The sequence below is a fragment of the Sorangium sp. So ce367 genome (genome assembly GCF_051520455.1).
GTDB classification, from domain to species: domain Bacteria; phylum Myxococcota_A; class Polyangia; order Polyangiales; family Polyangiaceae; genus Sorangium; species Sorangium cellulosum_B.
In genome coordinates this window covers 9,249,544-9,275,370 of the sequence record NZ_CP150334.1, presented here as the reverse complement: position 1 = coordinate 9,275,370, position 25,827 = coordinate 9,249,544, and the positions used below count along the sequence as shown (strand labels likewise).

Below are 25,827 nucleotides of genomic sequence, written 5' to 3'. Positions count from 1 at the left end.
TGATAGTGACGCTGTAGCAGCGTAGCAACGCCGATCCGGGAGGGGGCGTCCCGCGCGCTGGGCGCCGGGGGCGCGGCGCGCTCGTCGCGCTCGTGAGCGCTCAGGGCGACCGCTTCCGCGGCCGCGGGATGCCGTACTCGTCGATGCGGTTGATCAGCGTGCGCAGCGAGACGCCGAGGAGCTTGGCGGCGCGCGTCTGGTTGCCCGCGGACCGCTCGAGGGCCTCGACGACGCGCTGCCGGTCCGCGGCCTTCATCTCGAGCCGGAGCCTCGCCAGGGCGTCGCCGCTCGGCGGCGGCGCGTCGGCCGGCGGCAGCCCGGCGCCGCTGGGCGGCGGCGGCGGCGGCAGCGCGGCGCGGTCCGACGAGGGTGCGTCGCCGCTCGACAGGGGCACGGCGCGGCTCGACGGGGGCGCGGCGGTGCTCGACAGGGGCGCGACGCGGCTCGACAGGGGCGCGGCGCCGCCGGGCGGCAGCGCGGCGCCGCTCGGCGGCAATGGCGGCGGCGGGGGGATGGTGCCGCTCGGCCGCGAGGCGGCGCGGCTCGACGGGGGCGTGGCGCCGTTCATCAGGTGCGGCGGCAGATCGGCGGCCAGGACCGATTCCCCCGCGCACAGGACCGCCGCGCGCTCGATCACGTTGCGCAGCTCGCGGACGTTCCCCGGCCAGGCGTACGCCTCGAGGGCGGCGAGCGCCTCCGGCGAGATGCGCGGCGCGCCCCGCTGGTCGAGCTGCCGGCACGCCTCCTCGAGGAACCTGCCGGCGAGCGGGCCGATCTCGGCGATCCGCTCGCGGAGCGGCGGGACGACGAGGGAGATGCCGTTCAGCCGGAAGTAGAGGTCCTGGCGGAAGGCGCCGCGCGCGATCTCCGCCTCGAGATCGCGGTTGGTCGCCGCCACGAAGCGGAGGTCGAGCCGACGGGGGGTGCGGCCCCCGATGCGGAGCACCTTCCGGTCCTCGAGGACGCGGAGCAGCTTCGCCTGGAACGCGAGGGGCAGCTCGCCGATCTCGTCGAGGAACAGCGTGCCGCCGTGGGCCGCCTCGAGCAGGCCGGGGCGCGCGTGGCTGGCGCCCGTGAAGGCGCTCTTCTCGTGGCCGAAGAGCTCGCCCTCGAGGAGCGACGGCGGCAGCGCGGCGCAGTTCAGCTCGACGTAAGGCCCGCTCGACCGCGGCGAGCGCGCGTGGAGGGTCCGGGCGAGCACCTCCTTGCCCACCCCCGTCTCGCCCAGGATGAGCACGCTGATGGGGCTCCGCGCCGCGCGGGCGGCCTGCTCGTAGAGCGCCAGCATCGACGGGGCCAGCAGCACGATGTCCGCGGGCGGCTTTCCGCGGTCGGGCTCCTCGGCCGCCCCGCCGGGCGTGCGGCCGACGACGACGGTGGTCGCGCCGAGGTTGAAGCGCTCGCCGACGCCGACCTCCGCGCTCTCCCGAGAGAGGCGCCTCAGGCGGTGCGTGCGCGCCGTCAGCGCGCGGGCCTGCGGCTCGCCGACGAAGGTGCCGTTGGCGCTCCCGAGGTCCTCGATCCGGAGCGGCGGGCCGACGTGGAGGGCCGCGTGCCGGCGCGACACCGAGCGATCGTCGATCCGCACGTCGCACCCCTCGTCGCGCCCGAGGACGACGCGGCCGTGGGGCGGCAGCGGGGCGAAGGTGAGCGTGTTGCCGGCCACGATCGCGAGCCGGAGCACCGTCGCGCAGGAACCCCGCACATCGCTGCCGGGAAAGCCTTCGTCCACGAGCACATCCTACGCGGCGCCGCGCGCCGCCGTGCGCTGGTTTGGCGTTGATTTGCACGAATCATGCAAAACCGTGCAGAGCGTCGGGAGCGCGCGGGCGATGGCGCGGCCGATCGTGCAGGCGGATGCACGATCGGCGCACCGGTCCGCCGGCGCTGTCGCGCGGCGGCGCCGCGAATCGCTGGGTCCGCTGCCCGGCACGCCTCCTGCTGTCCAGGAATTCGGGCGCTCGCGAGCGTCGATGGCGACCTCGGCGACGGCGCGGGAAAGCGCGCCCGAGCGGGCTCTGCGGCGGCGCGACCCGGCCCCCCACGAATCACGGATCAGGAGCGAGCATGTGCACCGAGCATGGATTTTTCAATCGCAGGCGCCTTCTCCAGGGGCTGGGCCGTACGGCGGCGATGGCCGCGTTCGCGCCGGCGGTCCTGTCGGCCAAGGTGGCTGAGGCGCACATCCAGACGACGTACGAGCAGCTCGTCCCGGCGCTGCCCGAGCGCGTCGGCCTGTGCTCGGAGCGCATCGAGGACGTCTTCGCGCGCATCCAGCGCCGGGTGACCGACGGCCTGTTCCCGGGCGCGGTCGCCCTGGTGGCGCGGCGGGGCAAGATCGTCGGGCACCGGGCGTTCGGCTCCCGGGTCCGCGGCGCGGACGAGCCGATGACGCTCGACACGCTGTTCGATCTGCTCTCCATCACCAAGGTCCTCGCGACGTCGACGTCGGCGGTGATCCTCGTGGAGGACGGCGTGCTGCGGCTGAACGATCGGGTGGCCGACTTCATCCCGGAGTTCGCGGCCAACGGCAAGGAGGCCATCACCGTGCGCGACATGCTCCGGTACACGGCCGGCTTGCCGCTGGACAGCCAGTTCCTGGACGACCCGGACGCCGAGCGCGTCTGGCAGCGCATGGCGGAGGCGCCGCTCGAGTACGTCCCTGGCACGCAGGTGCTCTACAGCGATCTCACCTACCGCCTCCTCGGGCGGGTGATCGAGGTCGCCTCGGGCATGGATCTCGACGCCTTCGCGAAGGCGCGCATCTGGGGCCCGCTCGGCATGAGCGACACGACCTTCAACCCGTCGGCGGCGCTCATCTCGCGGACCGCGGCCACGGGCTACTCCGAGCTCCGGGGGAGGGTGCTGCGCGGCGAGGTGCAGGACGAGCAGGATCACGCGCTCGGCGGGATCGCCGGTTGTGACGGCGCCTTCTCGACGGCGCGGGACATCGCGGTGTTCTGCCAGATGATCCTGAACGGCGGCAGGTATGGCGGCGTCCGCGTCCTGAGCCGCCAGGCCGCCGCCGCGATGGTGAGCAACCAGACGCCCGAGGTGAGGGCGTCGGAGACCGACGTTTCGCCGATAACGAACCTCCTGATGACGCCCAAGGGCTATGGCTGGGAGCTCGCGACCCGCCGATTCTCCAACGGCGGCTCGCGCCTCTCGAGCGGCTCTTACGGCAAGGCGGGCGGCACCGGGTGCTTCCTGTGGATCGATCGCCGCCGCGAGCTGATCGGGGTCATCTTGACGAACCACGGCGTGCCGACGCCGTTCGATGAGATCGGCTGGAACCGGATGCTCGACGCGGTCGGGAACGGGGAGTTCTTCGACGGGATCGTCAACGCCGTCCTCGACGACTGAGCCCGGCGCGGCCTCACTTGCCGCAGCCGACGCGCTCGGAGTGGAGCGCGAGGTCGTCGTACCACATCGTCTTGGCCCCGCCGTGGTACTTCTCGAACCCGAACTTGAAGAGCTTGTAGTCGTACGGGCCCCAGTCCGTGACGTGCATCGCGTTGACCTCGGTGCCGTCCACGAACACGCTCACCGAGCGGCCCGGCCCGTCGTAGTGGAACTCGAGGCAGTACCAGGTGTTCGCGACGAGCTTCACGCCGCCGCTGCACATGTACATTCCGCCGTTCGAGAGCATCTCTTTGTCGTCGCTCCTGCGGTTCAGCTCGAGCTGACACTGGTGCTCGCCGATGCGGATCTGCTCCCCGTTGTTGGGATCCCCGTTGCCTTCCGCGGCCGCGACATACGTGTTGTGGCCCATCTGGATGTCGGTGGCGCTCTTGAGGTAGATCCTGCCCCAGAAATTGCTCGGTACGGCCACGCCGAGCATCTGGCTGAAGTCCGTGCCCGAGACCTTGACGGAGCGCGAGCCGCTGTGACCGGTGCTGTCCAGCGTCACGAACTCGCTCATCCTCGGCCGCAGGTACTCCGGGAAGAACTGGACCTCGGAAGGCAGCGAGCCGCCCTCGAAGTCGGAGCAGAAGATGCTGCACCCGCCGGGATCCGTGCCGCCGGTCGCCGCCGTGCTGGTCGTTGTGTCGCCGGCTCCGGTGCTCGTGGCGGTCGTGGTGACGTCGCCTGAGCCGCTGCTCGTGGCGCTGCCGCTCGTGGCGCCGCCCGAGCCGTTGCTCGTCGTGGCGCTGCCGTTGCCGCTCGTGGCGCCGCCGCCGCTCGTGGCGCCGCCGCTGGTCGCGCCGGGGCCCGCGGAGGTGCTCCCGGGGCCCGGGCCCGCGGCGTCGTCGCCCGACCCGCCGGCGCCGCCGGCCCCGGAGCTGGATTCGCCGCCGCACGCGGCCACGGACGCGAGCGTGTACATGGCAAAGAAGGCAAAGGAACGAGCCGAGAAGGACATACTGGGAGATCTCCTCAAGAAACGGGCGCAGAACGGCCCAAGCGATGCGCGCGATTCTATCAGTGAACCCTCCGCGTGTCAGGCAGAACCGGAGGAGTGCGCCGAGGCCAGCTCAGGCCTGCCGGAGCCCCATGGCGCGCGCGACTCCATCCCGGTACGCCAGCCAGGCCGCGTGCGCCGCGGCCACCGCCGAGGCGACCGCCTCCGCCATCGGGCCCTCGTCCGGCGCGTGCCCCAGCACCATCTCCCACGCGTCCTGCCGGTGCCCTCCTTCGACCGCCCGGTGCGCCCTGGCCAGGCGCATGCGCTCGGGCGGACACCCGTAGTGCCGCACCATCGGGTGCGCGCGCAGCGCCTCCTCGATCGGCGGCGCCTCGCGCTGCCCGAGGAGCTCCGCGCGCTCGTGCACGCTGCCCTCCACGAAGATCGTCAGCACCGCCGCGCCCACGACCCACGGCGGCGCCGCGCTCGCGTGGTCGAGCAGCGCCCGGTAGGCGTGGGCCTCGGGCTCGAGCGGGAGCGACTCGTCCTCGATGGCCGCGCGCGGGATGCCCAGGCCGTCGATCATCTCCAGGAAGAGCGCCGGGTGCGACACGCCCAGCGAGAGCTTGCCCGTCTGCTCTTCGAAGAGGTTCTCGGCGAGGGCGCTGCGCACCGCGGCCGGCGGCGACTGGCCGAGCACGCGCGCGAGGAGCACCGGGAAGTCGCGCACGTAGACCCGGTATTCGTGCCGGAAGTGAACCGCGAGCTGGTCTCGCGTGAGGCCGGGGCCGGTGAGGTGCGCCCAGGCCCAGTGGTTCTTGCGGTCCATGATCGCGAGCAGGCGTTCCTGAAGACGGCGCGTCATGCGGCAGCTCCTCGGCAAGGGGGAGCCTTGGTTGTACAGCACCGACGGCGTCTGCCCAGCGCCGTCGTCGCAGGTCGCGCGGAGCGCGGCGCGCAGCCAGGGCAGGGCGGGGAGGAGCTCGAGAGCGTGGGGCGCTCGTGCGCCGTCCTTGTCACAGATCGCCCGCTCCGGCCGATGACGCGCCATGAGCTCACGTTCCTGGGGATTCGTCGCCGCGGTCACCCTCGTGGCCTGTGGCTCGCAAGGGCCCGCTCCGCGCGAGAGCCGCCACGCGTCGGCTGCTGGGCCTGGACGCGCAGAGTCGCCCGCGCCGCTCCCCGCGTCCGAGCCTGGTGCTCCGGCGCCTCCTGCCGAGCCCGCCATCGCGTCCGGCGATCCGATCGTCGTCCGCGCCCGCCTCGAGGTCGCCCGCGGCGTCACCTACGATCCAGCGTGGGTCGCGATCGGCTACCCCAACGGCGATCCGGCCCCCGATCGCGGCGTCTGCACCGATGTCGTCGTCCGCGCCGTCCGCGCCGCTGGCGTCGATCTCCAGGAGAAGATCCACGAAGACATCCTCGCGCGCCGGGCGGTCTACACGACGGTCGAGCGTCCCGATCGCAACATCGATCATCGCCGCGTCGGGCCGATGCTTACTTACCTGCGCGCCCACGCCATGTCGCTCCCCAGGACGTTCGACGAGGCCGCGGCGCGCACCTGGGAGCCTGGCGATATCGTGGTCTGGGCGCTCAAGCCGTGCCCTTCGTGCACGCCGGACCACGTGGGCATCGTCAGCGATCGCAAGGGCCCGCGCGGCCTCCCGCTCGTCCTGCACAACATCGGGCCGACGCCGAGCGAGGACGATGTGCTCGACGCCTGGACCGTGCTGGGCCACTTCAGGCTCCGTCTGAGCCGCTCAGGGGCAGGCAGCAGAGCAAGAGAGAGTTCACAGGGAGACGGGGAGGCGGGGAGGAGAGAGAGATAGACAGAGCAAGGTGGAGAGGCGAGAGGTGGGGATCATCCTTCGAGCCTGCTCGCCGCCCCGTATCGATGCCGTCCGAAGCCGCCGGCGCCGAGCCTGCGGGTTCGAACGACTGATCCCCATCTCTCACCTCCCCGCCTCCCCGTCTCCCTGTGAATCTCTCCTTCTTCCTCTCCTCCCAACAATTTTTTTTCGCCCCCCGTATCCTTCCGGCCGCGCCGTTCGTCGGTGGGCCATGACGACGACACCCCCGACCGAACGACGCCTCTACGTCTCCATGATCACCTCCCTCGACGGCTACATCGAGGGCCCGGGCCGCGAGCTCGACTGGTTCCAGGACGGCAACCCGCAGTTCGAGCGGTACTGCGACGAGATGATCGATTCCGTCGGCCTGGCCGTCTACGGGCGCACCTCCTACGAGCTCATGCTCCAGTACTGGCCCGACGCCGAGGCCCAGCCGCGCTCGCCGCAGGACCTCGCGTTCGCGCGCAAGATGAACGCCCTGCCCAAGGTCGTGCTGTCCCGGACCCTGACGCACGCCGCGTGGGCCAACACCCGCGTGGCCCACGACCCCGAGGAGATCGCCGCGCTCAAGCGGCAGCCCGGCAAGCCAATCGTCGCGTGGGCCGGCGCCGCGCTGGTGTCGACGCTGATCGAGCACCGCCTCGTCGACGAATTCCGCCTGATCGTGCACCCGGTGGTGCTCGGGGGCGGCACGCCGCTGTTCGCGCGCCGCGACCAGCGCCTCTCGCTGCGGCAGATCCGGACCCAGAACCTGGGCGGCGGGCTGTCGGTCCTGTGCTACGAGCCTGTCTGGTCATGAGCGACGAGCCGCGCGACCTCGGCGAGCTGAGCAATGACGTGAAGGCGTCATGGCAGCGGTTCCTCGACGTGTTCGAACCGCTCCGGCCCGAGCTGTACCGTTACTGCCGCTACCTGACCCGGAGCCCGTGGGACGCCGAGGACCTGGTGCAGGACACGATGGCCCGCGGCTTCGTCACGCTCGGCACCCTGTTCCACGAGCTGCCCAACCCGCGCGCCTGGCTGTTCCGGGTGGCGTCGAACCTGTGGATCGACCGCGCCCGGCGGCAGCGGCTCGAGCGCGACGCGATCGGCGAGCCCGCGGCAGCACACCCAGCGCCAGGGCACGCGCCCGACGAGCGGGCGTCGCGCGAGGCCGCCGGCACCCTGGTCGCGCACCTGTCACCCCAGGAGCGCGCGGCGGTCGTGCTCAAGGACGTGTTCGATTTCTCGCTCGAAGAGGTCGCCGCGTCGCTCTCGACCTCGGTCGGTGCGGTCAAGGCGGCGCTGCACCGCGGCCGCGGCAAGCTCGTGGCGCCCGAGGCCGACGAGCCCCGGGCGCCCGCGCCAGGCGTGCTCGACGCCTTCTGCGCCGCCTTCAACGCCCGCGACCTGCCAGCCCTGACCTCGCTGCTCCTCGACAGCTCGATCACCGAGATCGTGGGCGTTGTGACCGAGTACGGGCGCGAGCCCCCGGCCGATCCGCGCACCGGGTCGTTCGTCGGCAGCCTCTCGCCGATCACGACCACCGACGCCGGCGGGGTCGATGCCCGTCACCTGGTCGGCTACCTCGGCGGCCCGCCGCGCTGCGAGGTGCGCGAGCACCGCGGCGAGCGCTTGCTGCTCTTCTGGTTCGATCACGACACCGGACCCGCGGTGCGCACCGTCTGGACCGTCGAGACCGACGGCGAGCACATCGCCCGCATCCGCAACTACTTCTTCACCCCCGATGTGATCGCCGAGATCTGCCGCGAGCTCGCCGTGCCCTTCCGCACCAACGGCTACCGCTACTGGATCCACGGGTAGCGCCCGGTCGCTCAAGGACGAAGGACCACGGGGGGGTGAGCGGCTGTCCACCGAGAGCACGTGGGGATCCCCGGGAGCGGCGATTTCGCCGCGGCGGCGTCCTCACATAGGCGGGTGAAGGTCGGGTCGCCGGGGCCGCCGGGCATCGCCTTATGGGCCGAGTCACGACATGTCGCCTGGAGGGGCTCACCTGTGACGTGGTTCACGTCCGCTGAGATGTCAGTCCGGGCTGATCTTGACAGGTCAGATGGAATGAGGTGTCCTGTCCCAGCGGCAGGCGTCGTCGAGGGCCGCCAGTCTGACCGGGGGTATCAGGGGGGATCCATGAGTGTCGTTATCAAGCAATCGACCGAGACACGAACCGGCATCTCCGTCGTGAAGACCGCGGGGGCCATCGATACGTTCAACATCCTCGGCCGCCGCATCCATACGATCGAGAGCACCTATCGCGATCAGCGCATCCTCATCCACCGGTGGTTCGGTGAGGTCTTCGATGAGGAGATCAAGGAGATTCTCGGAGGGCACTTCGTGGAAGCCTTCGTCGAGAGCAAGTGCACAAAGATCCTCGCTGACCTGAGCCAGTGGGCCGCGAGCTGGGACGGCGTCAACGATTACCTGCGAGACGACGTGATGCCGCGGCTCTTCGCAGCCGGCCTGCGGCACCTGGCCGTGTTCGTCAAGCGAGACGAGAGCATGGAGGACGACGCCAATCGATTCGCGCTGGAGCGATTCGCGAACGAGATCGACAACGTGAACGCCTCGTTCTCCTCCGAGCAGGACGCCCTGCAATGGCTGAGGACGCGCGGTTGAGCAGCGCGATGAACGCTGAGCGAGGGGCGCCGGGATGCAGGAGCACCACGACATAGCACGCAGCGAGGCCGCTCCTGGGCACGGGCAGCCGGACCGCTCACCGGCGAGGCTGGGCGAGATATTCGATCAGCTTCGCGACGCCGTCATCGTCTATCGACTCGACGGCTCCGTCGCTGATTACAACGCCCGCCTGCTGGAGATGTTCGAGGTCGGGCACGAGGGCGTGCGCCTCTTCGAGGTCGTCGAGGGCAGCGCCGGCGTTGCTCATCCGCTCGATCCGCTGCGCAAGCTCTGGCCCGAGCTGCTGAGCGACGTCCACAAGAGCTTCGAGTGCCGTCCCCGTACGCTCCAGGATGGCAGCCTGCTCCACGTGGAGTGCTACGCTCGCAAGGTGGATCTCGCGTCGGGCCAGGCGATCCTCGTCGATATCCACGACGCGGCGCGGAGGCGGCGAGCCGAGGAGGCTCTGCGGGAGAGCAAGCGACAGCTCGAGCAGCTGGTCCTGAGCCGCACGGCGGCGCTGCAGGAGAAGATCCGGCTGATCGAGGAGCAGCAGGAGGCGCTGTTCGCGCTGTCTACCCCGGTGATCCAGGTCTGGCAGGGCATCCTCGTCCTGCCGCTCGTCGGCACGGTCGACAGCAGGCGCTCGCAGCAGATCATGGAGAGCGTGCTGTCGAGCATCGTCAGGACCTCGGCGCGGGAGTTGATCATCGATATCACCGGCGTGCCCTCGGTGAGCGACGAGGTCTCCCGTTACCTGCTCCAGACCATCGGGGCAGCGAGGCTTCTCGGCGCGACCTGCTCGCTCACCGGGATATCGGCGGAGGTCGCGCGATCGCTCGTCGCTCTCGACGTCGACTGGTCGTCCCTGCGGATCAGCGGGACCCTCCAATCGGGTTTGCAGGCCGCGATCGCGCGGGTCTGAGCGGGACGCTGTGAGGCCCCCTCGCCCGCGTCCGATCGGGCTGCCCCCCCGGACGCAAGGGGAGCACGGCCCATGAGGCCAACGGACGAGCCGAGAAGTACGCGCTGGAGATCGCCCCGACAAAGGGCGCAGAATGGCCCTGGCGATGGGGGCGACCTCCGGACCTGCTTTCGAGCTCACGAGCTACCGGCTCGCGGCGCGCCACGAGGGCCTCGGCCGCATCTTCGCGGGCCTCGCGCTGCTCGCGATCGCGGGGCCTTTCCTTGCCAGCGTGCTCGCCATGATCCTCGCAACGGCGCTGGGCGAGCCGAGCCTCCGCGGGTTCGCGCTCAGCGCCCTCGCCCTGACCGTGCCCGGCGTGGTCGCCGCCCTGGGCCTCTCCCTCGCGAGCGCCCTGGCCATCACCACCGGCATTCGCCGGAAGGGGCCGGTCCGCGTGACCGCCGACGCGGCCGGGCTGCGGTTCGCCTTCGGCGCCGTGGAGCGCTCGATCCCGCGCGCCGAGATCCTCTCCGGCATGGTCCTGTCGGATCTGCGCGTCCGCGTCGAGCTCCGCCTGAGCCGCGGGCGGGTGATCGAGGTGCAGATCGCGCGGGAAGAGGAGGGCGCGCGCCTGCTCGCGGCCCTCGGGATGGGCCCGACGGAGCGGCGCGTCGCGGTCTCGCTCGGCAGCGTCCACCGCGAGCTCGCGGCCGGCTGCATCGGTCTGCCGCTCTTCATGATCCTCTGGCTCATCGTGATCGCAGCGATCGCCCTGCCGCTGCCGGCCTCTCGCAGCGCCGGGCCGGTCGTGGCGTGGTTTGCCCTCGCCCTGGCGTCGACGTGGCTCCTCCGTCGCGCCGCGCGCCGCACCCAGGTCGTGGTGGGCACCGACGGTGTGCGCATCGATCGGCCCTTCTCGTCCGTCTGGGTCCCTTACGCCGAGCTCAACTCGGTCGGGAGGCGCGGTGATCGGCTCGTTCTCTCTCGCAGAGGCGGCGGCATCCCTCTCGTGCTCCGGACGGGGGAAGCCCTGACCGAGGCGCTCGCGCAGCGCATCCGCGATGCGCACGAGGGGGCCGCCGCCGGCGCAGCGCCGCGCGGCGCCGAGGCGCTGGAGCGGCGCGGCCGCGACCTCGCGGCCTGGCGCGAGGACCTCCGCAAGCTGCTCGCCGCCGGCGACTACCGCGCCGCCTGCCTGACCCCCGAGGACGCGCTCCTCGCCCTCGATGACGTGAGCGCCCCGCGGGATCGCCGGGTGGGCGCCGCCCTGCTCCTGCGCGTCGCCGGCTACCCCGAGGCGCAGGAGCGCATCCGCGTCGCCGCCGGGGCCACCGCGGACGATGCGCTGCGCGCGGCGCTTGAGCACGCCGCCGAGGAGGAGGTCGACGAGGCGGCGCTCGCGCGGGCCTTGCGGTGAGCCGCACGCCGCTGAGCCACTCTGGGCCACGCGCGACGGGGTGCGTCGGGCGGCGCTGTAGAAGGCGAGATCTTCAGGGATATCCGGCAGTAGCGAGATGGCACATGTCCTGCAAGCTGTGTTGAGCGGAGGTGTTCATGTCACGTAACTTTCTTTCGGACGATGCAGCCCTGTTGTCCCCGCAGCCCACGCCGCCGCCTCGGACGGCGGCCCTGGTGCAGCGGGTGTCTCGAGCGGCCGCAGTGGCTGCTGCCGTCTTCGTGGTCGCCTGTGGTCCTCCGGGCGTCGACGAGGGACGGGACCCGGACGATCAAGGCGAGATCATCCCGCCGATGCCGCCGCCACCCCCGGACGACGAGATCATCCCGCCGATGCCGCCGCCGGACTGCGAGGGCGGCGAGATTGTCCCGCCGATGCCGCCGCCGGACGGGGAAGAGGGGGGGATCATCCCGCCGATGCCGCCGCCGCCGCCGGACGGGGAAGAGGGGGAGATCATCCCGCCGATGCCGCCGCCGCCGCCTCCGGACTGCGAGGGCGGCGAGATCATCCCGCCGATGCCGCCGCCGCCGGACGGGGAAGAGGGGGAGATCATCCCGCCGATGCCGCCGCCGCCGCCTCCGGACTGCGAGGGCGGCGAGATCATCCCGCCGATGCCGCCGCCGCCGCCGGACGGGGAAGAGGGGGAGATCATCCCGCCGATGCCGCCGCCGCCGCCGGACGGGGAAGAGGGGGAGATCATCCCGCCGATGCCGCCGCCTCCTCCGGACGGGGAAGAGGGGGAGATCATCCCGCCGATGCCGCCGCCTCCTCCGCCGTGCAAGTGAGGCGTTCGATCGTCGCACCGTTGCGCTCCCCAACATCGTGAGGTCGAAGATGGGCGAACAGGAACGCGAGCTGGAAGTTGCGCCCGAGTGGTGGCGCTGGGCCACGGAGAACCTGCTGCGCGGCGTGCCCGAGGGCCAGATCTCGGAGCAGCTCCAGGCGGCCGGCGTCAGCAGCGCGCAGGCCGGAGAGCTGCTCTCGGCCATCGTCCGTTCGCCCATCTTCGTCGCCGCTCGGCCCTTCGCGAGGTCGGCGCGGCGGCACGAGATGCTGGCGCGGCTCCAGCAGAGAATGGCGTCAGTCGCCGGCGACCCGACGGGGATCCCGCGGCGCTCCGGCGTGTCCGGCGAGGAGCTCCGCGACGTCTATGTCGCCGGCAACATCCCGGTCGTCCTGACCGACGTCGTGACCCGCTGGCCCGCCTTCGGCCGGTGGACCCCGGCCTACCTCTCCGAGCGCTTCGGCGATGTCGTGGTCGACGTCACGACAGGACGCCAGAGCGATCCCGACTACGACATGCACGCGGCGCGGCACACCGAGAGCACGCCGCTGCGCGACTTCGTCGCGCGCATCGCCGGCGCCGCGCGCGAGGAGACGAACGACTTTTACATGGTCGCCAACAACCGCGTCCTCGAGCGGACGAGGCTCGGCGCGCTGCTGGACGACGTGGTGCTCCCGGACGGGTACTGCGCCGCGCAGCGGCTGCTGGGCGCCTCGGCGCTCTGGCTCGGCCCTGCCGGGACCGTCACGCCGCTGCACTACGACACGTCCAACATCCTGTTCGCGCAGGTGTACGGCAGGAAGCGTTACCGCATGATCGCGCCGTTCGAGACGTCGCTGTTCGACGGCGCACGCGCGATGTACGCCGATCGGGACCCGGAGAAGGACCCGATGGCCCCGGCGCTCGTGAAGGACGTCGTGCTCGAGCCGGGCGATGCGCTCTTCATCCCGGTGGGCTGGTGGCACCATGTCCGCGCGCTCGACGCCAGCATCAGCCTGGGGATCAACAGCTTTCCGTTCCACAACAACTTCGACTGGTACCGGCCGAGCAACATCGGTTAGCGAGCCGCTCGAAAATTCTGCGAAATGCGGACGCTCGAACTCGGCGAGCGTCGCCGTGGCGCCGTGCCTGCCGCGCAGTACACTGCACGGTGAAGGCAAGGGGGGTAGCTCGAGGAAGCCCTCGGTGCCGCCCGATGGGTACACGTGCCGCCCAACCCGAAATTCGCTCTTGCGGCCGAGACGCCCGGGCAGGCGCGAGCCGGACACGCGCACCTGAGGATCCTGGCAAAAGCCGCGAGTCGGCTCGTCCTCTGCGACGAGCCTTCGGCTCTCCTCGGATCCCTCTTCGAGGAGCTGGCAAACGACCTCGGCGTCGAGCTCTACTTCAATTACATGATCGGCGACGAGCCGAATACCCTCGTCCTCGAGTCGGCCGCGGGCATCTCGCCCGAGGACGAGCGGCGATATCGGACGATCAGGTTCGGCCAGTTCATGTGCGGGACCGTGGCGGCGACCCGGATGCCCCTCATCGCCTTCGATCTCCAGCGCTCCAGCCTGGAATGCGGGTCGGAGCTGAAAAAGGCGGGAGTGCAGGCCTATGCGGGATATCCGCTCATCTCGCATGACCGGCTGCTCGGGACCCTGGCCTTCGCCACCAGCAAACGCTCGCACATGAACGCCGACGAGCTCTCGCTCATGCAGACGCTGAGCGTGCAGGTGGCAGCCGTCCTCGAACGCAATCGCCTCTGCCGGAGCTTGCGGGCGAGCGAGGAGGCCGCGCAGCGCCACGTCGCGCTCCTGCAGAACGTGTATTCGACGGCCCCCGTCGGCCTCTGCTTCCTCGACCGGGATCTCCGGTACGTGAGCGTCAACGAGACGCTCGCGCGCATCACCGGTCGGCCCATCTCGGAGCACCTCGGCCGCACGCTCGGCGAGTTCATCCCCGAGGCCACGCCTTTCAAGGACCTCTGCGAGCGTGTCCTCGAGACGGGGCAGGAGGTGACGAATTGCGAGCTCCGGGTCGCGCGGCCCGAGGGGGACCACCATTGGCTGGTCAGCGTCCACCCCGTGCGCGACGAGGCGGGCACGATGCTCGGCATCAACGTCGTGGTGCAGGAGGTGACCGAACGAAAGCGGGCCGAGCAGGCGCTGCTCGAGAGCGAGCGGGCCCTCCGGGAGGCCGATCGCCGCAAGGACGAGTTCCTGGTGATGCTCGCCCACGAACTGCGCAATCCGCTCGCGCCCATTCGCACGGCCATTCAGGTCCTCGACATCACCGGCGGCGACGCGCCCGAGGCCGCCCGGACGCGCGCCATGATCGAGCGCCAGGTGGCGCACATGGCCCGGATGATCGACGATCTGCTCGACGTGTCGCGTATCGCCCGGGGCAAGATCGAGCTCCGAAGAGAGCCCTGTGATCTCGCGCGGATCGTCCGTCAGGTCACGGACGATTATGCGCCGACCTTCCGGGGCAATGGCATCGAGCTTCTGGTCTCCCTCCCGGACGAGCCGGTCTGGGCCTCCGGGGATCACACGCGCCTCGCGCAGGTCATCGGCAACCTCCTGCACAATGCGCTCAAATTCACGGACGCGGGGGGCCGCGTGGTCGCCTCCCTGGAGACGGATCCGGCGACGAACACCGCGGTGATCGTGGCGGAGGATTCGGGGATCGGCATGGATCCATCGATGATCCCGCGCGTCTTCGAGACCTTCAGTCAGGCCGACAGCAGCCTCGATCGACGGCGCGGCGGCCTCGGCCTCGGGCTCTCGCTGGTGCACAGCCTGATCGCAATGCATGGCGGATCCGTCGAGGCTTACAGCGAGGGCCCAGGGCTCGGATCGACCTTCTGCGTCCGATTGCCGCTCTCCTCCACGCCAGCTCGTTCCGCTCGACGACCGGAGCCCGTCCGGCCTGCGACCGCGTCGCGGGAGGAGTCGCTCCGGGTGCTCGTGGTCGAGGACAACCGCGACACGGCGGACATCCTCCAGCAATTGCTGGCCCTCCTCGGGTATCAGGCCGAGGTCGCGTACACGGGCCCCGCCGGGCTCGCCATGGGGCGCACGCTCGCGCCCGACGTGGTGCTCTGCGACCTCGGATTGCCGGGGATGGATGGATATGCCCTCGCGCGAGCGCTGCGCGCCGATCCCGCCACGGCGCGGGCCTACCTCATCGCTCAGACCGGGTACGGCCACGCGGAAGATCGCCGCCGCTCCCGGGAGGCGGGGTTCGATCTGCACATGACGAAGCCGATCGATCCCATCGAGCTCGAGCGGGTCCTGTCCTCCGTCGGCACCCGCGCTTAGCCAAAACGTCCGCAAGCCAATCGTGACGCCGGGCCAGCCGAGGACGGGATTGGGGATCCATTGCCTGATACGCGCCGGCTTCTTCAGAGCGCCAGCCCTGGTCGTGGGTCCGTCTTCGAGCTAAAAGGCCCGGAGGTCCAGAGAGGCGAGCGCGGCGACGGTCGCAGCGGTGGCGAGCGCGAGCGACGCGATGACCGAGAAACAGCTTGCCGCCCAGACGCGCCCCGGGAGAGCTGGGTCCCATTCGCCCCGCGCGTCCGGCCGCGGGGCGGAGGCGAAGTCGCAGTTCGCCAGGCCGTCGCCCGTCTCGGGATCGACGAGCACGACGCCGTGGAACGATGGCCCCGTACGCACCGTGACTTGCGCGATGCGTCCGCGCGGGGTCTGCACCGTGAGCGTCGTCACCGAGCCGAGGCCCGAGTACATGCGCAGCGCGATGTCCCAGCCGTTCGTCCAGAGCATGGGCCAGTTGCTGAGCCGCACGCCCGAGTACGCTTCGCCCTTCTGGAGCACGGCGCCGACCTCGCCGCGCGCGAGGAGCCGCAAGCGCTTCCTCGCGCCCGCCAGCGACACGCCCCAGAGTACGACGAGGAACGCAGCCATCGCTGCGGCGCCCTCGTGCGGTCCAGCGAACCACGGGGCGAGCAGGACCGGCGCGATCAGCATCGTGAAGGGAGGAAACAGGGCGATCTTGAAGAAGGACCATGCCCCGCGGGACAGCTCCGCGAAGACGTACGCGGCAGGCACGGCGCGCGGCCCCGGCCGGAGCGGCGCGACAGGGCGAGCGCGCTGGGCAAGCGCCGATTCCATCGCGCGGAGGGCCTCGCCGAGGCGAGCTGCTTCTCCGGCGTAGTACGCGCGCTGGCCCTGGAGGAGCTCCACGGAGGCCGGCGCCCCCGCCGCGGCGGGCGGCGGCGTGTACGTGGCGAGCGGAATCGGAGCGACCCCGCCTGCCACGAGGCGCGCATTGAGGGCCGCGACACGCGCCACGACCTGCACGAGCGCGGCGTAGCTCTCGAGCACCTGCGCCTCGGCCGTTCGCACGAGGGCCGCATCGTCGGATGCACGATACATCGTCCAGCTTGAATATCGAGCGGGAGCGCCCGCCGCAAGAGCGCGGTGGCAGCATCGTCCCCGCCATCGGTGCTCTGCTCGCCGTGTCCGGTGCCGAGCGTGTCGCCAGGATTCCTGCGGTGATCAGCGGCTTGCGCCGATCGGGGCGCACGGCGCCCCTCGTGCCTTTCCGATCGCTGGCTACGTCCTCGAGGAGCTGGGTGACTGTCTCTTCTCGGGTGGGCGCCTCGCTCGGGGCGTCAGCGGCCAGCGGCGCGTCGGCCAATGGGCCGAGTCCGCCCGCTTCAGGCTGCGGGGAAGCGAACGCGCAGCGAGCTCGGCCCGCGGTCCTGCAGGTTCGAGCCGGCGTAGCTCAACGTCGGTTCGGCGAGCTCCCAGCGCGGCAGCGAGAGCAGGGCGCGCACCGACTCCTCCACTTCCATCCGGATGAGCGGGGCTCCGGGGCAGTAATGAGCGCCGCTCCCGAAGGTCAGGTGCCGGCTCTGCTGCCGGGTGATATCGAAGCGGTTCGGCTCGGAGAACAGCCCGGGATCGCGGTTCGCCGCGGCGATCATCGCGAAGACGAACTGCCCCTCGGCGACCCTGGTGCCCCGGATCTCCGTGTCCCTCGCGCACATGCGGCTGAGGGAGAGCACGGACGGCTCGAAGCGCAGGCTCTCCTCGACCGCGCCGCGGACGAGGCCTGGCGCTTCCCGGAGCTTCGCGAGCTCGGCGGGGTGGTTGAGGAGCGCGAGCACGGTGTTCGCGATCTGGTTCACGGAGGTCACGAACCCCGCGGCGACCATCTGGAAGCATTGCAGGGCCGCCTCGCCCGCGAGCTCGGTGTCTCCGCCTTCTGCCTCGATGAACCTGCTCGCGACGTCTTCGCCCGGCGCCTTCCGGCGCTCCTCGACGAGCCGCATCATGTAGTCGACCATGTCACAGCAGCTCTGCTTCACCGCCCGCTTCTGCTCGTCGGAGGTGACCCCGCCGCCGGCGAGCTTCAGGAGGTCCGTCGACCATCTCATGAACTGCGGCCGATCGGCCTCGGGTATCACGAACATCTCGGCGAGCGTGTTGAGCGCGACCGCCTCGGAGAACGCCGAGACGACATCCATCTCGCCGTCGCGCCGGGCCTTCTCGGCGGCGCGCTGCACGAGCCCCACGACCCGCGGCCGCATCCACTCGACGGCCGACGGCGAGAACCCTTTCATGATGAGCTGTCGGAGCTTCGTGTGGCGCGGCGGGTCCTGAAAGAAGGCGAGCCGCGACAAGGAGTCGAACGTCTTTCTCGAGAGCTCGTCCTCGCCGAGCATGCCGAGGCTGCCGAGGATCGCCGTCGCCCGCCGCGCGGTGAAGCTCGGGTCCTTCACGAGCCCCTCGATATCGGCAGGAGCGATGATGAGGAAGCACTGGAGCGGCTCGAAGAAGTAGACCGGCGCCTCGGTGCGGAGCCGATCGAGCGTGGGGAAGGGATCGGCGAAGAAGCGCTCGCTTGTGAGGTCGAAGCCAGAGGTGACGGCCATGGTCCTTCTTTCCTTGTGGCGCTCGTGGCGCGGCGGAGATCCACGGCCAGGCTAGGGTATCGCCGCGCCGCCGTGAAGCGGCCTGCCCGCGGGTCGATCGCCGCGCGGCGGCGGCCGAGGTGGGCGCGCGAGGCTCCGCGTGGCGCGCCCTGCCAGGCGCTGGCCCGAGGCGACCGAGCCGCGCCGCGATGTACCGCCCGCCGGCGACGGACCCGGCGCACGCCTCGATGCCAGCGACGGACCCGAGCTCGCCGACGCACCTCTCGACGCCTCGGCCGCGGTGCTGCTCCGGCTCGGCTTACAGTTCCCTCCCGGACATCGGACGTCGTTGTCTACGCTGAGGAGTAAAAAGAGGAAGGAGGTCGACGTGGAAAGAGGCTGATGGGAGCCATGGTGAGACCCAAGAGGGCGGTTCCCGACGTGACCTGTTCATGTCCTAAAACCTTTGGTTTCTAGTTCGGAAGAGATGCGGTGCGCCTCAGGGAGGCACACATGAGCCCGGCACACCGATCGCAATAGGCGAGGCATGCGAACAATCACCGCTACCATCACAATAGCTCTCATCTGCTTCTTCATTCCTTCGTGCGCGGTCGGCCAAGCGCGTGACTCGGAAGCCGTTGGACGATGAAATCCTGGAGGCTGACGAATCGCTCGCGGCGCGGGGAAGGTGCGAAGACGCGGTAGACGAGCGAGCTGACGTCTGGAGGCTCATGTGTGGATCAGCGATGGATATATTCTTGACGCGGTATGAGACACAACTCTGCCTTGCGGAGAGCAGCGAAGGGCGAGCCGCAGGCTACGCGAAGTGCCGGTCCAGTTGCCCGACTGCATGCCTCGCGCTTTCGACGCGATGGGAGCTTTACTGTGAAGAGCGCGCGCCCCTGCTCCTGAAGAGCATCTGCGAGCAGGCACGACAAAACGGGCAGAGGAGGTGCCTGAGCTCCTGTTGAGCCAGGGCGCTTGACATCGCAGAGGAGGGCGCTAGCTGGTGGGGTATGCCGGACGTGATTGCGGAGCGTACCCTCGAGCTGACGTTTCCGAACGGGACGAACGAAAGCATCCGAGTGCGACTGTGGTCGCCCGAGTACAGGCCACACGCTATGTGCTGGGAAGCTGATGTGGAAGTCGCTGGAGCGGGGGACGCTCATAAGACCCACGGAGTCGGCATCGATGCTTTCCAGGCGCTGCACAGCGCGCTCCATTTGATCCCGTCGATGCTCGTCAAATACGAGGGTGTGGGCCGGCTCTCGTGGCTCGATGCGGAGTGGCTCGGGTTCCCAGCGATCAAACTCACCGGGCCGTGACGCCGGCGCGCTGACGCGCGAACGCGTAGCCGGCTCTTCCCGACGCCGGCCGCTCCGACCCGGCGCAGCCCTGGCCCGGCACCGCCTGACGCGTCAGCCAATGTGCGTGTGGAGGAACTCGACCGTGCGCTGCCACGCGAGCGCGGCGCTCTTCGGCTCGAACTTGGACGAATCGGTCGAGCGCATGAACGCGTGGCCGGCGTCGTAGACGTAGAGATCCATCGCGCCTCCACCGGAGCGCGCCGCCCTCTGGATCGCTTCGGCTACGGAGGGGTTCGCCCAGTCGTCCACCTTGGCGTAGTGCCCGCAGATGGGCGTCTTCACCTCGGCGAACTCCTCCGGTGCGATCCGCGGAAGACCGTAGAACGGGACCGCCGCCTCCAGGGCCGGCCGCACGTAACGTGCCGCAGCGAGGGTGAGCGCGCCACCCAGGCAGAAGCCCGCGACCGCGACCCTCCCGTTGCACCGGGGATGCGAGCGCAGGTAGCCGACCGCGTGGCCGAGCTCACCTACGGCCTTCTGGAAGTCGAAGGCGCCGATCAGCTTCGCCGCCTCCTCGTCGTTCTCGGCGAGCTTGCCGTGATAGAGGTCGGGGGCGAGCGCGAGGAAGCCCGCCTGCGCGAACTGCTGGCAGTGCGCTCGCATCACCTCGTTGAGGCCGTGCCACTCGTGGACCACGACGAGCCCCCCGACCTTGCCCGAGCCAGGCGGCTCGGAGAGGGCGCCCTTCATCTGCCCCGCGTTCCCCAACGAAAACGTCACCATCGTCGTCATGTGGTCCTGCTCCTTTCGTCACTCACTCTTCTTCACCAGGGCACGGGGCCGCGCGCGTCGAAGAACCCGCCGGTCGGGCCGGCGTCGTCGAGGAGCGCGAGCCTCACGGACGCGCGGGCGCCTTCCTCGACGGTCTGCGTGCCGCGGTGGCCATTCAGGTCGGTCGCGGTGTAACCGGGGTCCGCGGCGTTGACCTTGATGCCCGTCGGGGCGAGCTCCTTCGCATACTGCACGGTCACCATGTTGAGCGCCGCCTTGGAGGCGGGGTAAGCGATGGCGTTGAACGACGCGTACTCCCACGCTGGGTCGCCGTGGTTCGTGAGCCCGCCGAGCCCGCTCGACACCATGACGATGCGCGCCGCGGGCGACGCTCGTCGGAGCAGCGGGAGCATCGCATTCGTCACGGCGATGGCAGCGAAGACGTTGACCTCGAACACGTGGCGCACCTCGTCGAGCCGCGTCGCGCTCGGCGTGGAGCGGCCGAGGAGGATGCCAGCGTTGTTCACGAGGACATCCAGCCGCCCGAGGTCGCGCTCGATCGTGCAAGCCGCTTCGGCGACGCTCGCGGCGTCCGTCACGTCGAGCGCGATGAAGCGCGCGTCGATGCCTTCTCGGCGCAGCGCCGCAGCGGCTCGCGCGCCGCGCTCCTCGTCGCGTGCTCCGACGAGCACCGTCATGCCAGCGCGGCCGAGCTGGTGGGCGGTCTCGAGGCCGATCCCCTTGTTCGCGCCCGTGACGAGCGCTGTTCGCTGGACGTTCATGCCCTCCATCTACGACCGAGCGCCCAGAGGAGATTGGGCGATCTTGGCTGACGCGCGTCCTTGGGGAGCAGCCCGAGAACGCCGTAGCGCCGAGAAGGGCCGCGCGGTATCGTCCTCGGCATGGACCTCTCGGCGGCGCAGCGCGGGCGGAGCCGGATCGCATTCTCACGCCCGGCTGCGCTCCCCGGCCTCACCGTCGGGCAGTTCCGGAGCGACGGGCCCCTGTTCACCTGCGTGACGGACCGCTACGCCACCGCGCTCCACTTCAGTGGCCGCTCCGAGTGGTCGCTTCGAGGCGCGCGCTGGTCGAGCGGCCCGGGCACGATCGACGTGAAGGTCCCCGGAGAGGTCTTCGCAGAGCACGCCCGCCAAGGCCAGCGGCGGTTTCAAGTCGTGATCTTCGACGCGCGCATGGTCGACGAGGCGCGCGCGACGCTGGACTCTCCCGCGTCGCCCCCGACGGAGAACGCGCTCTGCGCGCACGACCCGCGCGCTGCACCGCTGGCGGCGTTGCATCGCTCGCTGCTTCGCGGCGACGCGACGCCTCTCGAGCTCGCGGGTATGTCGTCCGAGGCGCTCGCCGCCCTGTGCGAGCTCACCACCATGCGCCGAGATCGGCCCCGTCCGCGCAGCGCGTGGGCTCGCGCGGTGACGCGCGCGCGCGAGCTCCTCGATGCGCGGTTCACCGAATCGATCGCGCTCGACGAGCTCGCCGCCCACGCGCGACTCGACAAGTTCCGCCTCTGTCGTGCCTTCCGCGAGGAGGTCGGGCTTCCCCCGCACGCGTACGTGACCTACCGGCGCGTCGGCCTCGCAGGGGCGCTGCTCGCCCGGGGAGTCCCTCAGGCGGAGGTCGCTGCGCGCGTGGGGCTCTACGACCAGAGCCAGCTCCACCGGCATTTCAAGCGCATCGCCGGGGTGACGCCGGGGGCCTACGCCCGAGCCGCCCGCTGACTCTTCGGCAGGCCACCGAGGAGCCTGTCGAGGTGGCGGACGGAGATGCCGAAGTCGGTGATCGCCAGTTTCCCGGAAGCGACGGCGGCCGCGCGAGGCGCCGAGCTTCATCCGCCCCTTGCAAGCTGGGCACTCGAGGACATCGATAGCAAATGTGCGGCGCAAGAGCTCGGCGCGGTTTGTCGACCGCTCGATAGCCGCCACGCTTGCGTTTCGGAGCGGCGTCATCGTCCGCCTTCGTGGGCTCTTCTGGCTTCGCAGGGCGCGGTCCGATGCGCTTGCGCGCCAACGTGGGCGACTTGCCGAGGCGAGCACGCCAGCGTACTTGACAGTGTGAAAGCGCGGCGGCGGGACGCTGGCCGCGAGGCGGCACAGGAGCGAGAGCGGATCCATGTCCACCGCGACAGTCCCGTCACCGGTGGGACCAGTGCGGTCGGCACCTGCGAGGATCTGCGGGGACGAGGTTGCGGACGCCACGTTCCCAACATGCCTATCCTCCCTGTTTCCCGTCGAGGTCATGGGTGCTCTGTTTCGCAGCAAGCTCCTCGCCGCGCTCGACCTGGCCATCCAGCGCGGTGGCGTCACCTCGCCGCCGACAACACGCACTCGCGCCCACCTCAGGATCGCCCTCGCGGCCGTGTGCGCGGGCGGCGCGGTGATGCGGCACCGCGATCCACGACAAGGGCGATTCCGGAGGCCCGCTCATTTGCACGAACGCCGCCTTCCCGCAGGGCAGCGTGACCGCCGTGGTCACGGGCCACAGCGACGGCGACTGGCCGGCACACCGCGTCGAAGGCTTCTCAGCGGTCGCAGCGACGTGGATTCGCGACACGGTGGATAACCACGCACCGGTGCCGATCCACAAGGGAACGACCTTCAGCCCCGAGACCGACGGCGTCTGGCAGCTGGTCGACTACGATCACGATGGCATCCCCGACCTGACGTTCATCAAGACCAGCAACACGGCCACCGGCAGAGTCGAGGTGTTCGTCGCGTCCGGGGCGTCGGGCTACCAGACCCGTGTCCTCTCGACCCCGACCTCCTTCAGGCCCGAGGCCGACGGTGCCTGGCAGCTCGTCAATTACGATCAGGATGGCACCTTCGACCTCGCCTTCGTCAAGACCAGCAACACGGGGAGCGGTACGGTCGAGGTCCACCTGTCGGGCACGGTCTCGCAAGCGCAACCAGACGGATGCAGCCAGGATGTCGCCCAAGGACGAATATGCGGTGGCGAACCGTCTCGAACCGTGGGATCCGCCGGTATTTCGAGGGGGCGTGACGACGGATCGCACCCATTCGGAGGGCATAGACCCAACCCGGGCCCAGCCGCCGGGCATCGGGTTCGACGAGCTCGCGCCTACCAGTCCCTCCGCTCGGCCCCCCTGGTCGCCTCGCTCGCCGAGACGCTCACCCGCGCCGTCGCGCTCGGTGATGAGGCGGCGGCCCGGGTCATTCACGAGGCGATTGGTAGGCTGCTCGGCTTGGCGCCAGCACCGAAGAGGCGAGCAAGCTCGCGCCGACAGTGGCCCGCCGCATCCGGACGCCCAGTCTCCACTCCGCCGGGAACGCGGATGCCTGGGTCGCCGTGCTCCCGCGCAGGGGACACCGGCGCCAGGTGTGCGCCACCGGAGGACGGGCAGCTGTTCGCTGCGGAGCCGCTGACCCACAACGACGGCGGGAGCGGGTGCCCTCGCCCACGGGGAAGTCGAGGCGCGCACCTTGCTGGCTTTGCTCTGGATTCAAAAGGCGCTCTGGGCCGGGCGAACCGTGCGAAGCGAGAGAAATGCCGGGAATTTGAGCGGGCAGACGACGGTTCGGCACTGTTGCCTGCGGCAGCCGGCCATTCAGGGCCCGCTACTGGCCATTCAATAGGCGCGTGCGGACCGGCCGCAGATTGGTCGGACGAGGGCGCGCTGACGGCGACACGAGCGCCGCGAACCAAGATCCTCGCCTACCTCGGGGAGGGGCTCCGGCTGGCCATCGCTGCCGGCGATGGCGAAGGGGCCCGCGTGGCGCACGAGGCGATCGGGCGGCTGCTCGGAGCGCCGGCACCCCAGGCTCGTGATGGGTGACGGCGCCGCATCGATCGAGGTGGGCCCGGGCGCGCGCGACGAGCGCAGCGCTGTCGAGGGTATGCACGACCGTGGCCAGCTCCCGCTCGTGCGAATGCGGGGAGACGGCGACGACACCAGGGTCTGTTTACGTTGGGTGCGTGAGGCCGAGCGGGCTCGGAGCCCGGGTGGCGCGGGCGGCGAAGGCGACCTACCTGGCCGCGAGGCTCGCCCTGGCCTGTGCGATACGCGGCGCTGCGTTGGGGCGGGCGTACATTCGCTCCATGTAAGAGATAAGTTTGGGGCAATCGCCCAGCAGCTTGGCCTCGTTTCCCCAGTCGAGCGTGTAGGCGAGCACGAGGTCGGCGACGGTGACGCCGTCGCCCACAACGAATTGGCGGCCCTGCATGTGCCCCTCGAGCACCGCGGCCATGTCTTTGAACTCTCGGCCGGCGAGGTCGACGTCGGCAGGCAGGCGCAGCGCCTCGGGATAGATCGACGTGTGCCTGGCGATGCGCCAGAGCGGCTGCTCGAGTTCAGTCACGGTGAACAGAAGCCAGCGGTCGACCTCGGCCCGCTGCCGTAGATCGGTGGGCAGAAGGCGCTTTTGCGGGTACTTCTCCGCGAGATAGAGCGCGATCGCCACCGACTCGGTGACGACGAAGTCTCCGTCGACGAGCACGGGCACCTTGCCGGCGGGGTTGATCTTGCGAAATTCGGGGCGGTTATGATCGCCCGCGATGAGGTTGACTTCGATGGCTTCGAAGTCGACCCCCAGCTCCTGCAGCGTCCAGCGGGCACGAATTGATCGGGTCGGCGGAAATTCGTACAGTTTCATCGTCGGTGCTCCTGTCGAGGTGGGTGCCCCATGCTTCGAGGCACGTTCCCCTTGAGACCGGGTCGGCGGCGAAAACTGTTCGGTCGCCCTCGTTTTTTTTTTCGACGCGGCCCTGCCCGCCCTCAGCCGGGCAGCAGCGCCGGCGCGCCGTAGCGCTCGAGCTCGCCCGCCGGCAACAAGAAGACGTAGATGGCCGCCACCCCCCCGGGCGAGAGCGACGGCACATGCAGCCCGATGGGGCGGAAGGCGCCGTCGTCGTCGCGCCGGTAGGCCACGAAGGCCGGCGCCCCGTTGGCACGCACGGGCAGAAGGCGCAGCCGGCCTGCTCCGCCGCAAGGCTTGTGCGCGGCGAAGCTCACGATGGCCTCGCGCCCCGCGTACCAGGTTGGCACGGGCGGCATGGTCAAGAAGGCGTCGTCGCGCAGCACGGCCGCGAGCAGCGTCAGATCGTTGGCCTCCCACGCTTGCACGTAGCGCGCGAGCAGCTCGGCCGCCTCGCCGTCGGGCGGCTGCCAGGGCGCCTCGCGCGCGAGCGGGGCCTCGGTCTCGAGCGTCGCCCGGGCGCGCGAGAGCAAGCTGTTGACCGCCGAGGTCGTCACCTCGAGCAGCGACGCCGTCTCTTCGGCCGACCAGCCGAGCACGTCGCGCACGAGCAGCACCGCGCGCTGCCGCGGCGGCAAGAGCTGAATGGCCGCCAGAAACGCGAGCGCCACGCCCTCGCGCCGGCTCAGGCGCGCCTCGGGCCCGACCGCCTCTTCGGCCGACCAGGCTTCGGGGCAGGGCTCGAGCCACCAGGGCTCGGGCGAGGGCGGCGAAAGCGGCGCGGTCCGGTCGGAAGGCCCTATCCCCTCGGGCAAGAGCGCCCGCGGCTTGCGCCGGGCGGCCAGGTCGAGACAGACGTTGGTCACGATCTTGTAGAGCCACGCCTTGCGCGTGCCGCGCTCCTCGAAGCCGTCGAACGCCCGCCACGCCCGAATGAACCCCTCTTGCAGCGCGTCTTCGGCGTCGTGCAGCGAGCCCAGCATGCGATAGCAATGCAGGCGCAGCTGCGGGCCGAGCTCGGCGGCCAGTCGCTCGAAAGCCTCGCGGTCGCCGGCGGGCTCGGCGGCGGGCGCCTTGGCCCCGAGTGGCGCCGGCGCGGGTTCGTGGTCGCTCATGCGCCGTCTATAACGATAACCGCGGCGGGCGCCAACGCCGGGGGCGAGCGCCGAGGCGCTGCGCGGACTCTGCGCGGGCGCCGGGGCATCGAGAGCCGGCCGTACTGCGTACGCGACGTCACCTTCGGCGTATAGCGGGTCCAAACGGA

At 70.5% G+C, this 25,827-nt stretch carries 22 protein-coding genes; 13 read left to right on the top strand and 9 right to left on the bottom strand.

Annotated features, from left to right (window positions below):
* Nucleotides 1–100 precede the first annotated feature (100 nt).
* Complete coding sequence (locus WME97_RS35210) at nucleotides 101–1,732, bottom strand: sigma 54-interacting transcriptional regulator (protein ID WP_437544171.1); 1,632 nt, start codon at nucleotides 1,730–1,732, stop codon at nucleotides 101–103.
* A gap of 401 nt (nucleotides 1,733–2,133) precedes the next feature.
* Here WME97_RS35210 and WME97_RS35205 point away from each other — a divergent pair, with 401 nt between their 5' ends.
* A complete protein-coding gene (locus WME97_RS35205; protein ID WP_437544169.1) occupies nucleotides 2,134–3,363 on the top strand; it encodes a serine hydrolase domain-containing protein in 1,230 nt (409 codons plus the stop codon).
* A 13-nt stretch (nucleotides 3,364–3,376) separates the two neighbouring features.
* Here WME97_RS35205 and WME97_RS35200 read toward each other — a convergent pair whose 3' ends face one another.
* Both WME97_RS35200 and WME97_RS35195 read right to left on the bottom strand, forming a co-directional pair.
* Nucleotides 3,377–4,363: a hypothetical protein gene (locus WME97_RS35200; RefSeq protein ID WP_437544167.1), complete on the bottom strand. Its 987-nt coding sequence runs from the start codon at nucleotides 4,361–4,363 to the stop codon at nucleotides 3,377–3,379.
* Nucleotides 4,364–4,475: 112 nt separating this feature from the next.
* Nucleotides 4,476–5,396: an iron-containing redox enzyme family protein gene (locus WME97_RS35195; protein ID WP_437544165.1), complete on the bottom strand. Its 921-nt coding sequence runs from the start codon at nucleotides 5,394–5,396 to the stop codon at nucleotides 4,476–4,478.
* On the opposite strand from WME97_RS35195, the gene WME97_RS35190 reads away from it, so the two are divergent.
* From WME97_RS35190 to WME97_RS35150, 9 genes are all read left to right on the top strand, one after another.
* Nucleotides 5,395–6,174: a DUF1287 domain-containing protein gene (locus WME97_RS35190; protein ID WP_437544163.1), complete on the top strand. Its 780-nt coding sequence runs from the start codon at nucleotides 5,395–5,397 to the stop codon at nucleotides 6,172–6,174. The genes WME97_RS35195 and WME97_RS35190 overlap by 2 nt on opposite strands.
* Before the next feature lie 232 nt (nucleotides 6,175–6,406).
* Complete coding sequence (locus WME97_RS35185) at nucleotides 6,407–6,994, top strand: dihydrofolate reductase family protein (RefSeq protein ID WP_437544161.1); 588 nt, start codon at nucleotides 6,407–6,409, stop codon at nucleotides 6,992–6,994.
* A complete protein-coding gene (locus WME97_RS35180) occupies nucleotides 6,991–7,998 on the top strand; it encodes an RNA polymerase sigma factor (RefSeq protein WP_437544159.1) in 1,008 nt (335 codons plus the stop codon). Before WME97_RS35185 ends, WME97_RS35180 begins: the two co-directional genes overlap by 4 nt.
* 324 nt (nucleotides 7,999–8,322) lie before the next feature.
* Nucleotides 8,323–8,808, top strand: a complete 486-nt coding sequence (locus WME97_RS35175) for a hypothetical protein (protein ID WP_437544157.1) — start codon at nucleotides 8,323–8,325, stop codon at nucleotides 8,806–8,808.
* A 34-nt stretch (nucleotides 8,809–8,842) separates the two neighbouring features.
* Nucleotides 8,843–9,733, top strand: a complete 891-nt coding sequence (locus WME97_RS35170) for an STAS domain-containing protein (protein ID WP_437544155.1) — start codon at nucleotides 8,843–8,845, stop codon at nucleotides 9,731–9,733.
* Nucleotides 9,734–9,866: 133 nt separating this feature from the next.
* On the top strand, nucleotides 9,867–11,132 hold the full coding sequence (locus WME97_RS35165; RefSeq protein WP_437544153.1) for a hypothetical protein: 1,266 nt from the start codon (nucleotides 9,867–9,869) through the stop codon (nucleotides 11,130–11,132).
* A 242-nt stretch (nucleotides 11,133–11,374) separates the two neighbouring features.
* Complete coding sequence (locus WME97_RS35160) at nucleotides 11,375–11,956, top strand: hypothetical protein (protein ID WP_437544151.1); 582 nt, start codon at nucleotides 11,375–11,377, stop codon at nucleotides 11,954–11,956.
* A gap of 49 nt (nucleotides 11,957–12,005) precedes the next feature.
* Entirely contained in the window at nucleotides 12,006–13,016 is a 1,011-nt protein-coding gene (locus WME97_RS35155; RefSeq protein ID WP_437544150.1) for a cupin-like domain-containing protein, read from the top strand.
* 144 nt (nucleotides 13,017–13,160) lie between these two features.
* On the top strand, nucleotides 13,161–15,260 hold the full coding sequence (locus WME97_RS35150; protein ID WP_437544148.1) for an ATP-binding protein: 2,100 nt from the start codon (nucleotides 13,161–13,163) through the stop codon (nucleotides 15,258–15,260).
* A 120-nt stretch (nucleotides 15,261–15,380) separates the two neighbouring features.
* Here WME97_RS35150 and WME97_RS35145 read toward each other — a convergent pair whose 3' ends face one another.
* Both WME97_RS35145 and WME97_RS35140 read right to left on the bottom strand, forming a co-directional pair.
* Entirely contained in the window at nucleotides 15,381–16,304 is a 924-nt protein-coding gene (locus WME97_RS35145; RefSeq protein WP_437544146.1) for a hypothetical protein, read from the bottom strand.
* Between the two features lie 314 nt (nucleotides 16,305–16,618).
* Nucleotides 16,619–17,839, bottom strand: a complete 1,221-nt coding sequence (locus tag WME97_RS35140; RefSeq protein WP_437544144.1) for a cytochrome P450 — start codon at nucleotides 17,837–17,839, stop codon at nucleotides 16,619–16,621.
* A gap of 995 nt (nucleotides 17,840–18,834) precedes the next feature.
* Between WME97_RS35140 and WME97_RS35135 the strand changes: the two genes are divergently transcribed.
* Nucleotides 18,835–19,143, top strand: a complete 309-nt coding sequence (locus WME97_RS35135; RefSeq protein ID WP_437544143.1) for a DUF6968 family protein — start codon at nucleotides 18,835–18,837, stop codon at nucleotides 19,141–19,143.
* Between the two features lie 93 nt (nucleotides 19,144–19,236).
* Here the strand turns inward: WME97_RS35135 and WME97_RS35130 are convergent, their stop codons facing one another.
* Together WME97_RS35130 and WME97_RS35125 are read right to left on the bottom strand one after the other, a co-directional pair.
* On the bottom strand, nucleotides 19,237–19,917 hold the full coding sequence (locus WME97_RS35130; RefSeq protein WP_437544141.1) for a dienelactone hydrolase family protein: 681 nt from the start codon (nucleotides 19,915–19,917) through the stop codon (nucleotides 19,237–19,239).
* A gap of 32 nt (nucleotides 19,918–19,949) precedes the next feature.
* Complete coding sequence (locus tag WME97_RS35125; protein WP_437544139.1) at nucleotides 19,950–20,678, bottom strand: SDR family oxidoreductase; 729 nt, start codon at nucleotides 20,676–20,678, stop codon at nucleotides 19,950–19,952.
* 120 nt (nucleotides 20,679–20,798) lie between these two features.
* Here WME97_RS35125 and WME97_RS35120 point away from each other — a divergent pair, with 120 nt between their 5' ends.
* The gene (locus WME97_RS35120; protein ID WP_437544137.1) at nucleotides 20,799–21,632 is read left to right on the top strand and encodes a helix-turn-helix domain-containing protein; all 834 of its coding nucleotides are present in this window, start codon (nucleotides 20,799–20,801) and stop codon (nucleotides 21,630–21,632) included.
* Between the two features lie 737 nt (nucleotides 21,633–22,369).
* Entirely contained in the window at nucleotides 22,370–23,704 is a 1,335-nt protein-coding gene (locus WME97_RS35115; protein ID WP_437544135.1) for a hypothetical protein, read from the top strand.
* A 190-nt stretch (nucleotides 23,705–23,894) separates the two neighbouring features.
* On the opposite strand, the gene WME97_RS35110 is transcribed toward WME97_RS35115, so the two are convergent.
* Entirely contained in the window at nucleotides 23,895–24,521 is a 627-nt protein-coding gene (locus tag WME97_RS35110) for a glutathione S-transferase family protein (protein WP_437544133.1), read from the bottom strand.
* A 122-nt stretch (nucleotides 24,522–24,643) separates the two neighbouring features.
* Nucleotides 24,644–25,678 (bottom strand): RNA polymerase subunit sigma-70, encoded by a 1,035-nt coding sequence (locus WME97_RS35105; protein WP_437544131.1) that lies wholly within the window; start codon nucleotides 25,676–25,678, stop codon nucleotides 24,644–24,646.
* Between the last annotated feature and the right edge of the window lie 149 nt (nucleotides 25,679–25,827).